Here is a 10,642-nt window from a genome sequence, read left to right as displayed (position 1 = left end):
GCATGGCCAGTGGTTCAGGCATAGGTATTCATGATCTGTCGTTCGCGACGACCGAGTTCGTGCTGCCGCACACGGCGCTCGCCGAGTACAACGGCACGGAGATCGGCAAGTACCACATCGGCATCGGCCAGGAGTCGATGAGCGTCCCCGCGGCCGACGAGGACATCGTGACGCTCGCCGCCGCGGCGGCCGCCCCGATCGTCGAGCGGCACGGCAGCGAGCGGATCCGCACCGTTGTCTTCGCGACGGAGTCCTCGATCGACCAGGCCAAGTCCGGTGGTGTGTACGTCCATTCGCTGCTCGGGCTGCCCTCGGCGGCGCGTGTGGTGGAGCTGAAGCAGGCCTGCTACGGGGCGACCGCGGGGCTCCAGTTCGCGCTCGGCCTGGTCGCCCGCGACCCTTCGCAGCAGGTCCTCGTGATCGCCAGCGATGTGTCCAAGTACGAGCTGGACAGCCCCGGCGAGGCGACCCAGGGCGCCGCCGCCGTGGCGATGCTCGTGAGCGCCGACCCGTCGCTGATCCGCCTCGACGGCCCCTCGGGGCTGTTCACCGCGGACGTGATGGATTTCTGGCGGCCCAACTACCGCGACGCTGCGCTGGTGGACGGGCAGGAGTCGATCTCCGCCTACCTCCAGGCCGTCGAGGGCTGCTGGAAGGACTACACGGAGCAGGGCGGACACGCCCTGGAGGACTTCGCCGCGTTCTGCTACCACCAGCCGTTCACGAAGATGGCCTACAAGGCCCACCGCCACCTGCTGAACTACTGCGGCTACGACACCGACAAGGACGCCATCGACCAGGCGCTCGGGCTGACCACCGCGTACAACAGGGTGATCGGCAACAGCTACACGGCCTCCGTCTACCTGGGCCTCGCCGCGCTGCTCGACCAGGCGGACGACCTGACCGGCCGGTCGATCGGCTTCCTGAGCTACGGCTCAGGCAGCGTCGCGGAGTTCTTCGCGGGACAGGTGGTGCCCGGCTACCGCGACCAGCTGCGCACGGCGGAGCACCGCGCCGCCATCGAGCGGCGCAAGCCGCTGGACTACGCGGGCTACCGCGAGCTGCACGAGCGGTCCTTCCCCACGGACGGCGGGGACTACCCGACGCCGGTGCAGAGCGGCGGCCAGTTCCGCCTCGCGGCTCTCCGCGGCCACAAGCGGATCTACGAGCGGCGGTAGGGCATCGTGCGGGTCCGTGAGTGCGTGGGCGGTCCATGGCGGCCGCCCACGCGTGCCGCGCACGGGAACGGCGGGGCCGTACAGGCACCGGCCATGTGCAGAATCCATTCACGTCGCGTTGAGGGTGGGGCAGGCGAATGACCGGTATCGCAACCGATATCGCAGTTCTCGGTACGGGCGCCCATGTGCCGGACCGTATCGTCTCCAATGACGAGGTCGGGGCCCCGGCCGGGGTCGACGGCGAGTGGATCGTCCGTAAGACCGCGATCAGGGAACGGCGCTGGGCCGCGCCCGAAGAGGCCACGTCGGACCTGGCGGCGGCGGCGGGACGCGCCGCGCTGGAATCGGCGGGCATCACCGCGGGACAGCTGTCCCTGATCGTGGTGGCCACCTCCACGCCGGACCGGCCGCAGCCGCCCACCGCCGTCTACGTGCAGCAGCGCCTCGGCGCCCTGGGCGCGGCTGCCTTCGACGTCAACGCCGTCTGCTCGGGCAGCGTGTTCGCGCTGTCGGTGGTCGAGGGCATGCTGTCGAAGACGGGCGGCCACGCGCTGGTCATCGGCGCGGACGTGTACTCGCGCATCCTCAACCCGGCCGACCGCAAGACGGTCGTGCTCTTCGGCGACGGAGCGGGCGCGATGGTCCTCGGACCCGGCAGGGGCCCGAAGGTGCGCCATGTCGCCCTGCACACCTACGGCGAGCTGTCGGACCTGATCCAGGTACCGGCGGGCGGCAGCAGGATCCCCCCTGACCGGGCCGCGATCGACGCCGAGCTGCAGTACTTCGCGATGGACGGGCGCGAGGTGCGCCGCTTCGTGGTGGAGCAACTGCCGCAGCTCACCAAGCAGTTCCTGCACGAGGCCGGTGTGGTGCCGGACGACATCGCCCACTTCGTGCCGCACCAGGCCAACGGCGTCATGCTCGACACCGTGATCGAGGACCTGTCGCTGTCCCGCGCCACCACGCACCTCACGCTTGAGGAGTACGGGAACACGGGCGCCGCCTCCATCCCGATCACACTGGACGCCGCCGCCCGCAAGGGGGCCTTCGCCCCGGGCGACCTGGTCCTGCTGGCCGGCTTCGGCGGCGGCATGGCCGCGGGGCTCGCCCTGCTCGAATGGTGACGTCACCACCGCGCACACGGTGCGCCGGGCCGGGAACCTGACGGCCCCGGCCCGGCGCACCGCTTCGTATCCTCATCCGCCCGCCTCGTCGCAGGGAGACACCCGCGTGATCACGGAGAACGCGCCGGGCACCGGCCTGGCCGCCCGTATACCGGGATCCAAGAGCCTGACCAACCGACTGCTCCTGCTGGCCGCCGCCGCCGACGGCACGAGCAGAGTGCACGCCCCGCTGGTGAGCGAGGACACCGTCGCGTTCCGCGAGGCGCTGAGCGTCTGCGGCCACCCGGTCCGCAGCAGCCCGGAGAACGAGTTCTGGGAGGTGACGGGTGCGGGCCGCGGGCCGAAGGGACCCGCACGCCCCTGGTGCGCCGACGCCGGCACGGCGGCCCGCTTCCTGCCGCCGTTCGCCGCCACCGGACACGGCACCTTCCTCTTCGACGGCTCCTCCCAGCTGCGCGCCCGCCCCCAGCGCCCCCTGCTCGAAGCGCTCCGGGCGCTGGGCGCCGACCTGGAGCCGGGGCCGGGCAACGGACTTCCGCTGCTGATCCGGGCGGGCGGCCTGGAAGGCGGCGAGCTCACGGTCGACTCGTCCCTGAGCAGCCAGTACCTGAGCGGCCTGCTGATGGCCGCGCCACTGATGCGCCGCGGCCTGTGCGTGCGCACCGGAGGAAACCTGGTCAGCAGGCCGTACGTCGACATGACGGTGGCCCTGATGCGACGCTTCGGGGCCCAGGTCGACGAGGACGGGGACGGCACCCTGCGCGTGGCGCCCCGCCCGTACGGCGCCACCGACGTCGTGGTCGAGCCCGACGCGTCGTCCGCCTCGTACGTCTTCGCCGCCGCGGCCGTCACCGGACGCACCGTCACCGTGCCCGGCCTCGGCACCGACAGCCTCCAGGGCGACCTCCGCTTCGTCGAGGTCCTCCGGCAGGCGGGTGCCGACGTGCACGTGGGCCGGGCGGCCACCACGGTGACGGGCACCGGCCCGCTGCGCGGCGGCTTCACCGTCGACATGGGCGAGATCTCGGACACGTTCATGACCCTCGCGGCCATCGCGCCGCTGGCCGACGCGCCCATCACCATCCGCGGCGTCGCGCACGCGCGGCTGAAGGAGTCCGACCGCGTCGCCGCCGTGGCGGCCAACCTGCGGGCCTGCGGCATCGAGACCGCCGAAGGCGAGGACTGGATCACCGTCCGGCCCGGAGTGCCGCGTCCCACCCGCGTCGAGTGCCGACGCGACCACCGGATCGCGATGGCGTTCTCCGTACTCGGGCTCGCCGTGCCGGACACGATCACACTGGACGACCCGGCCTGCGTGGCGAAGACCTTCCCGGAGTTCCACGACGAGATGCGACGCCTGTTCACCGGCTACGCGCTCCCGGTGGGCACGAACAGCTGAGGCAGAAGGAGCATCCGTTGAGCAGGTTGCGTTGGCTGACCGCGGGGGAGTCGCACGGACCCGCGCTTGTCGCGACGTTGGAGGGGCTTCCCGCCGGCGTGCCGATCACGACGGAGATGGTGGCGGATCATCTGGCGCGGCGGCGGCTGGGGTATGGCCGTGGGGCGCGGATGAAGTTCGAGCGTGATGAGGTCACGTTCCTGGGTGGTGTGCGGCATGGGCTGAGTATGGGTTCGCCGGTTGCTGTGATGGTGGGGAACACGGAGTGGCCCAAGTGGGAGCAGGTCATGTCGGCGGATCCGGTGGATCCGGGTGTGCTGGCGGATCTGGCCCGTAACGCTCCGTTGACCAGGCCGCGTCCGGGGCATGCGGATCTGGCGGGGATGCAGAAGTACGGCTTCGATGAGGCGCGTCCGATTCTGGAGCGTGCGTCGGCGCGGGAGACCGCGGCGCGGGTGGCGCTGGGTGCGGTGGCCCGTTCGTACTTGAAGGAGACGGCCGGGATCGAGGTTGTCTCGCATGTGACGGAGCTGGCGGCGGCGAAGGCCCCGTACGGTGTCTACCCGACCCCCGCGGACGTGGAGAAGCTTGATGCGGATCCGGTGCGGTGCCTGGATGCGGATGCGTCGAAGGCGATGGTCGCGGAGATCGATCAGGCGCACAAGGACGGCGACACCCTGGGTGGTGTGGTCGAGGTTCTGGCGTACGGGGTGCCGGTGGGGCTGGGTTCGCATGTGCACTGGGACCGGCGTCTGGATGCTCGGCTCGCGGCTGCGTTGATGGGTATTCAGGCGATCAAGGGTGTCGAGGTCGGTGACGGCTTCGACTTGGCGCGGGTGCCGGGTTCGAAGGCGCACGACGAGATCGTGACGACCGAGGAGGGCATCAGGCGTACGTCGGGTCGTTCCGGTGGTACGGAGGGTGGGCTGTCCACGGGTGAGTTGTTGCGGGTGCGTGCGGCGATGAAGCCGATCGCGACGGTGCCGCGTGCGTTGGCGACGGTTGATGTGGTTACGGGTGAGGCGGCCAGGGCGCATCATCAGCGTTCGGATGTGTGTGCGGTGCCGGCGGCGGGCATTGTCGCCGAGGCGATGGTCGCGCTGGTCCTTGCGGATGCGGTGGCGGAGAAGTTCGGTGGTGACAGCGTGCCGGAGACGCGACGCAACGTGCGGTCCTACCTCGACAACCTGCACATCCGGTGAGGTCGGCGGAGCGGAAGAGGGCGGGGCGCGCGCCGCTTGCGGCCACGCGCCCGCGCCTACTCCCATGCCTGCGCCTGGCTCGGTCCTCTCGGTACCCCGCCCCGCTCCGTCCTGCTCTCTCCCGCTGAACAGGCCGGACAACGCGCGGTGCCGACCGGCCGTGTCAGGGCCGTCGGACCGTCAGGACGACGCCGTCAAGCGGCCTCCCTGCTCTGTCGGTCCATGAGGTGCCGCAGGACGAGCCACTCCCGAATCTCCCACGAGTGCCCCGACGAACAGCTGATGCTGTTGCCCGACTGCGCGGTCGCGGCGGGCTGCGGCGAGGCGTTGATCGTCCCCGGGCAACTGTCCACCACACACCGCCTGGTGAGCGGGTTCCGATCGGCGTGGTCGGGCTCGATGACCCGCAGCAGCTCGTCGTGCAGTTCCTCGATCTCGTCCGCGAAGTCCGCGGCCGGCGGCTGGGCCGTCAGCCACTCCAGGTGGAGCAGGAGGAAGCGCGCCAGCTGGGGGACGGAACGGGCCGGAGCCGCGGCGCCGAGTTCGTCCGCGACGTAACCCGCCCACGACTCCAGGACGGCGAGGATGTTGCTCCTCGCGTCGAGCGCGGCGACATTCAGATGATCCCGCTTGCGACTGCCCGAAACCTTTGTCGGATTCCGTCGCCTGGAAGCCGCCATGACGTGGTGCAGGCCTTCTTGATGCATGCCGGGAAGGGCGCGCAGATCGCGCTTCAGTTTCCCGACGCACGGGTCACAGAGGACGGCCCCGCCGACCGGACGGGTCTCCTGTTTGTGGTTCCGCGGGCATGAATGGATCTCCATTGCAGTGAATCTCCTTAGCCGGGCGTTACCCCTTTTGAGGGTGTCACCCCTTTGAGGGCCTTACCTTTATGGACCGTCTTGCTGGATGCGGAAGGTGCTGAATTCGGCCGGACGCACGGTGGCGAGTCCGACGTCGAGGATCACCCGGCTCCGCGCGTCGTTGTTCGTGTCGTCGCAGACGACGCGAAACGCGTCGGCCGCGCTCTCGCCGCGCAGCGCCCCCTGGCGCCACAACCCCCTCAGGAACGTCACGGCGGACTGGCGTACCAGCGCCCGCAGATGGGCGTCGTTGGTCTCGAAGGCGGCCCACCTGGTCCCTTGTACGAGCGAGGCCCGGACATGGTTCACCAGCCGGCGCACACCGAGATCCGTCCAGTCGGGATCGGTGGACAACGTGCGCGCCTGCGTCACCCGGATGCCCTTCCCCGGGACGAACCGCAGGCAGTTCACCCCCAGAGCACCGATCGTCTCCCGCTCGTCGGCGGACAGTTCCCGCTCGTGTTTGACGACTCCCACCAGGGCGCCCGCGGGAGCCCTGGGCACGCCCTGCTCGATGTCGACACGGCAGCAGAGCCCGGACACGTGGCCCGAAGGCGGGACCATGCGTTCCGTGCCGCCCGCCTCGCTCACCATGACCCACGGATAGTGGACGGCGACGAACCGGGCCTCCGGCTCGGCGAGTTCGAAAGGCCTGCGTACGTCGGCGGGGGCGAGTCCCTGCCGGGTGTGCAGCAGGGCGACCCGGTTGCCGGCACGCTCGCAGTGTCCGGCGACGAGCCGCGCGATGCCGTGCGCGTCCCTCTCCACCCGCCACAGGTCGGGAGCCACCACGACGGTGATCTCCGGCAGGCGCTCCAGCTCGGCGAGAGCGGACCGGTAGGCGCCGATACGGCCCCCGTCGGAGCCCGTTCCGAGGAGGTCGGGGTCCGTTCCGAGGACCCACGCCCCGCCCCCACCGTTGCGGAAGTGGCCGAGCACGGCGTCGTGCACGAAGGAGGGTGCCGCCCCGGCGGCCCCGCGCGGCGAGAACGCCTCCAGGAATTCCTGTGGGTGCCGGACGAAGACCGGTCTGCGCGGCAGCCCCGGGGCGTCCCCGACGAAGGCGGCCACCGACGTGTGCAGCCCGCGGATGACGGGCGCGCCGAGACCGGTTCCCCGCACCCCGTCCGCTTCCCGGAGGCGGATGCCGGGGCCGAGCGACCCGGTCGTGCTGATGGCGCGCGGTGGGTTCGGCTGCTGTTGCGACATGCGGGCTCCTCGGTCACGACGGGAGGACGGGCGGGAGGGGGGCGGACGTCAGACCACGGGGGTGAGGACCAGGGCCTCCGTCTCCATGGGGAGCGGGACGGACCGCTGGATGGACAGGCCCGAACGCGCCGCCAGTTCGCGGTACTCGCCGGACGAACGCTGATGGCCGCCGTTGACGACCATCAGGTGCAGGTCCCACAGCGGCGCGAGCAGGCCCACCTTGCCGTCCTGGACGATCATTTCGATGATCAGGAGGCGGGAGTGCGGGGCCATGGCCCCGCGTATGTTGCGCAGCAGGCGTACGCAGTCGTCCTCCGGCCAGTCGCCGAGGACCCGGGACAGCAGGTAGGTGTCGGCCTTCTCGGGGATCGTGCCGGTGAACATGTCCCCGGCGACGAGCTCGGCGCGGTCGATGCCCACGGTCCGCTCCAGGTGCGCACGGGCGATGGGGATCGTGTGCTCCAGGTCGAGCAGGGTGCCGCGGGCCTTCGGCGCGGCGCCGAGGACGGTCGCGAGGAGCTGGCCGCTGCCGCCCGCGATGTCGACGACGTGCCGGTCGGCGCTGAAGTCGATGTACTCCGGGACCGCGTCGAAAGCGAAGTTGCTGGCCTGGGCCTGCATGGCGCGCTGGAAGCGCTTCGCGGCGTCGGCGTCATCGCGCAGATAGCCGACGAGCGTCTGACCGTACGCCTTCTCGAACCCGGCCCTGCCGGTCCTGAACGTCTCGATGGAGTCCCCCCAGGCGCGGTAGAACTCCTCCCCGTAGAGCAGACACACGTCCCGCAGCGACCCGGGCCGGTCGCGGAGCATGTCGCCCACGGACGTGTTGCGGTAGCCCCCGCTCTCGTCGCCTTCGACCACGTCCAGACGCAGCAGCAGGCGCAGCAGGCGCCGTACGGCGTCCTCGTCCGCGCCGGCGGCCCGGGCGATGTCGGCGGGCCCTGTGTGCCCTGCCGCGATCAGATCCGGCACCCCCAGCTTGGCCGCCGCGTAGACGGCCTGGGTGTGCCAGGCGGCGGTGATGAGGTCGATGGTGGCGCGGGCCGCCGGTCGCGGGCTGCTGTCCGAGCTCATGGGCTGGCTCTTCCTTCGTACTCGGGAACGGGACGGGACAAGGGGTACGTCGGCGCGTACCGGGGGGTTCAGGAGGGGATCCAGTCCCGTTTGATGTGGGGGGTCTCGATGTTCAGGGCGCGCATGTGTTCGATGGGGTTGGTGTATTCGCGGCTGGCGGCGATCTGTCCGTCGTGGAGGGTGAAGCCGTGGATGAAGTGGTTGCGGTAGCGGCCCTCGGGGTAGCCGGGGAAGCGGATGGTGCCCTCGCCGTCGCATTCGACCCAGATGATCGCGGGGTCCTGGGTCTCGTAGAGGTGCACGTTGGACCACTGCCAGTCGGGCAGGACCTTCAGGGAGAGTTCGCCGTGGCGCTGGAGCTTGTCGCGGCCCTGGACGACGATGGGGCGGCCGATGTCGGTGTTGAACAGGGCTGCGGTGCCGTCGTCGGTGTAGAGGGTGTAGCGGCTCAGGCGGGCCTCGGGTCCGGTCTGCATGTACTGCTCCACGGCGCGCCGGTTGCGGGCCCGCAGGGCCAGGTGGTTGGTGAACACCGGACCGTCGTCGGCGGCGTCGGCAGTGGTGGTGTCGGTGGTGGGGGGTGTTGAGGTCATGGTGTCTCCGGGCGAGGCGGTACGGGGGCGGCGCCAGCGATACGGCGGGGGTTCAAAGACAGGCTCTCAGGGCTGGAGGCGGGTGGTGGTCCAGCCGGTGGTGGTGCGCTCGTAGCGCAGGCGTTCGTGGAGGCGGTCGGTGCCGTTGGCCCAGAACTCCACGCTGGCCGGGGCCAGGCGGTAGGCGGCGAATGCCTGGGGGCAGGGCAGCGGGCGTCCGGGGGCGGCCAGTTCGAGGGCGGCGGCGCGCAGGTGTTCGGCATGGTCGAGGTCGTGCAGGGGTTCGCTCTGGCGGGCCACGGTGGACATGGGGTGGGTGAACGGGGGGCGGGCGGCCCACAGGGCCTCGGCTTCGCTGCGGGGCAGTTGGGTGACGGGGCCGGCCAGGGTGATCTGCTGGCTGGTCTCGCGCCAGTACAGGACGCCGGAGGCGTAGGGGTTGGCGGCCAGTTCGCGGCCCTTCTGGCTGCCGGTGTGGGTGATGAAGACCAGGCCGGTGGCGTCCAGGGAGTTGACGGCCACGATCCGTGAGGAGGGCCGGCCCTGGGCGTCGGCGGTGGCAAGGGCCAGGGCGCGGGGCTCGCGGACCTGGCGTTCGGTGGCCTCCTGCAGCCAGGAGGCCAGCAGACCCAGGGGCTCGGCGGGCGGGGTACGGAACTCGGGGAAGGCCACCTCCAGGGTGCCCGTCAACGTCTCCGAACGCCGCTCCGCAGCAAGGCCGTTGGCCGGCGCGGCAGGGCGGGGGCTGGTCACATCAGACATGCATGAGTCCTTCGATCGTGACGACACCGTGGCCCGAGACGTCGACGGAGTCGACCCGGTCGCCCTCGCCCTGGACAAGGGCGCTCATGGGGGAGGGGCGGCCGATCTCGATGCCCTGGGTGATCTCGATGCGCTGCCCGTACGAGGCGAGGCCGTGCCGGGCGATGTGGATGGCGATGGGCCCGGCGACGGAGCCGGTGGCGGCGTCCTCCACGACCCCGTACGCGGGCGAGAACATGCGGTTGCGCCAGGTGGTCCCGGACCCGGCGATGCAGTTGGTCGCCATGTCGGGGAAGCTCGCAAGCGCGCGGTGGTCGGGGTTCACCTTCGACAGGGCCTCGAAGCTCTCGAAGCCGACCAGGACGTGCCGCGGGCCGTTGCGGTAGATCTCCACCGGCAGCGTCGACTCCTGGATTCCCAGCGCCTCAAGGAGCTCGTCCGCGCGGTCGAAGGGCTCCCACACCGGCACCGGCTGGCGCATGCTGGTCGAGACGACCTTGCCGTCGACGCGCTGCAGCTCGAAGGGGATCACGCCCATGGCGGTCTCGACGCGCAGCTGGTCGGCGTCGGTGCGCTGGCCCAGAGCGATGGCGGTGCCCAGCAACGGGTGCCCGGCGAAGGGCAGTTCGTTCACCGGCGTGAAGATCCGTACGTGGACGTCCCCGCCCTGCTTGGCGCCGAGGACGAACGTCGTCTCCGAGAGGTTCATCTCCCGGGCGATGCGCTGCATCTGCTCGGCGCTCAGGTCGTCGCTGTCGAAGAACACGGCCACCGGGTTGCCGGTGAGGGGCTCTCGGGCGAAGGCGTCGACGACTACGTAGTTGTGCATCTTGTTCTGTTCTCCCACTCGTCTTTGGTGGTGCCGGTGCTGCCGTGCCCGCCGTACCTGGCGTGACCCGCCGTACGCGGGTCGAGGGCCGGGCCGGCGCTCGGGGGAGGGCGCCGGCCCGGCGGTTCTTCGGGGCGTCGGCCCGGTGGCCGGGGCGGAAGCGGCGGATGCGGGGGGTGTGGGCCGGACTGCGCTGTCCGGCCGGGTCGCTGCCCACGATGCGCCGTCCATCTTTGGCGGGAACGGATTCCGACTGGAATGGCCCCGGACCCGCCCAATGCCTCCGTGGCCCGGGCCCCGGGTCAGGCGGTTCGGGCGGGCCAGGCGGAGACGACGCTGAGGGCCTGGGTGGGGTTGAGGCGGGGGTCGCAGCAGGAGGTGTAGCGCTCGCCCACGCGCTCGAGGTCGG

At 71.1% G+C, this 10,642-nt stretch carries 10 protein-coding genes; 4 read left to right on the top strand and 6 right to left on the bottom strand.

The genetic code is table 11. The annotated features are described in order from the left end of the window. Positions 1–2: 2 nt before the first annotated feature. The 4 genes from ACFVYR_RS03250 to aroC all read left to right on the top strand — a co-directional run bounded on the left by ACFVYR_RS03250 (position 3) and on the right by aroC (position 4,903). Positions 3–1,178 (top strand): hydroxymethylglutaryl-CoA synthase, encoded by a 1,176-nt coding sequence (locus ACFVYR_RS03250; protein ID WP_384248052.1) that lies wholly within the window; start codon positions 3–5, stop codon positions 1,176–1,178. Positions 1,179–1,315: 137 nt separating this feature from the next. After that, a complete protein-coding gene (locus ACFVYR_RS03245; RefSeq protein WP_384248050.1) occupies positions 1,316–2,302 on the top strand; it encodes a 3-oxoacyl-ACP synthase III family protein in 987 nt (328 codons plus the stop codon). Between the two features lie 106 nt (positions 2,303–2,408). Beyond that, positions 2,409–3,701, top strand: coding sequence for a 3-phosphoshikimate 1-carboxyvinyltransferase (gene aroA, locus ACFVYR_RS03240; RefSeq protein ID WP_384248048.1), 1,293 nt, complete (start codon positions 2,409–2,411; stop codon positions 3,699–3,701). A 17-nt stretch (positions 3,702–3,718) separates the two neighbouring features. Further along, positions 3,719–4,903, top strand: coding sequence for a chorismate synthase (gene aroC, locus ACFVYR_RS03235; RefSeq protein WP_384248046.1), 1,185 nt, complete (start codon positions 3,719–3,721; stop codon positions 4,901–4,903). Positions 4,904–5,097: 194 nt separating this feature from the next. Here aroC and ACFVYR_RS03230 read toward each other — a convergent pair whose 3' ends face one another. The 6 genes from ACFVYR_RS03230 to ACFVYR_RS03205 form a co-directional block, all read right to left on the bottom strand. Next, positions 5,098–5,727, bottom strand: a complete 630-nt coding sequence (locus ACFVYR_RS03230) for a hypothetical protein (RefSeq protein ID WP_384248044.1) — start codon at positions 5,725–5,727, stop codon at positions 5,098–5,100. Positions 5,728–5,793: 66 nt separating this feature from the next. Then, a complete protein-coding gene (locus ACFVYR_RS03225; protein WP_384248043.1) occupies positions 5,794–6,975 on the bottom strand; it encodes a phage tail sheath family protein in 1,182 nt (393 codons plus the stop codon). Between the two features lie 48 nt (positions 6,976–7,023). Then, a complete protein-coding gene (locus ACFVYR_RS03220) occupies positions 7,024–8,049 on the bottom strand; it encodes a methyltransferase (protein ID WP_384248041.1) in 1,026 nt (341 codons plus the stop codon). Between the two features lie 68 nt (positions 8,050–8,117). Next, complete coding sequence (locus ACFVYR_RS03215) at positions 8,118–8,642, bottom strand: PhzA/PhzB family protein (protein ID WP_384248040.1); 525 nt, start codon at positions 8,640–8,642, stop codon at positions 8,118–8,120. 66 nt (positions 8,643–8,708) lie between these two features. Next, on the bottom strand, positions 8,709–9,404 hold the full coding sequence (phzG, locus tag ACFVYR_RS03210) for a phenazine biosynthesis FMN-dependent oxidase PhzG (RefSeq protein WP_384248039.1): 696 nt from the start codon (positions 9,402–9,404) through the stop codon (positions 8,709–8,711). Then, positions 9,397–10,233 carry a PhzF family phenazine biosynthesis isomerase gene (locus ACFVYR_RS03205; RefSeq protein WP_384248037.1) on the bottom strand — a complete coding sequence of 279 codons (837 nt, stop codon included), beginning with the start codon at positions 10,231–10,233 and terminating at the stop codon, positions 9,397–9,399. The genes phzG and ACFVYR_RS03205 overlap by 8 nt, the downstream gene beginning before the upstream one ends. Positions 10,234–10,642 lie beyond the last annotated feature (409 nt).

The organism is Streptomyces sp. NPDC058284 (assembly GCF_042881135.1).
GTDB lineage: Bacteria > Actinomycetota > Actinomycetes > Streptomycetales > Streptomycetaceae > Streptomyces.
Note: the sequence above shows the minus strand (reverse complement) of the source record. Positions and strands in the feature narration are given on the sequence as shown.

Bases quoted from the DNA above. Each gene is read 5' to 3' on its own strand.
- ACFVYR_RS03230 (WP_384248044.1), bottom strand. From the start codon at position 5,727: ATGGAGATCCATTCATGCCCGCGGAACCACAAACAGGAGACCCGTCCG.
- ACFVYR_RS03250 (WP_384248052.1), top strand. From the start codon at position 3: ATGGCCAGTGGTTCAGGCATAGGTATTCATGATCTGTCGTTCGCGACG.
- ACFVYR_RS03245 (WP_384248050.1), top strand. From the start codon at position 1,316: ATGACCGGTATCGCAACCGATATCGCAGTTCTCGGTACGGGCGCCCAT.
- ACFVYR_RS03205 (WP_384248037.1), bottom strand. From the start codon at position 10,233: ATGCACAACTACGTAGTCGTCGACGCCTTCGCCCGAGAGCCCCTCACC.
- ACFVYR_RS03225 (WP_384248043.1), bottom strand. From the start codon at position 6,975: ATGTCGCAACAGCAGCCGAACCCACCGCGCGCCATCAGCACGACCGGG.
- ACFVYR_RS03220 (WP_384248041.1), bottom strand. From the start codon at position 8,049: ATGAGCTCGGACAGCAGCCCGCGACCGGCGGCCCGCGCCACCATCGAC.
- phzG (WP_384248039.1), bottom strand. From the start codon at position 9,404: ATGTCTGATGTGACCAGCCCCCGCCCTGCCGCGCCGGCCAACGGCCTT.
- ACFVYR_RS03215 (WP_384248040.1), bottom strand. From the start codon at position 8,642: ATGACCTCAACACCCCCCACCACCGACACCACCACTGCCGACGCCGCC.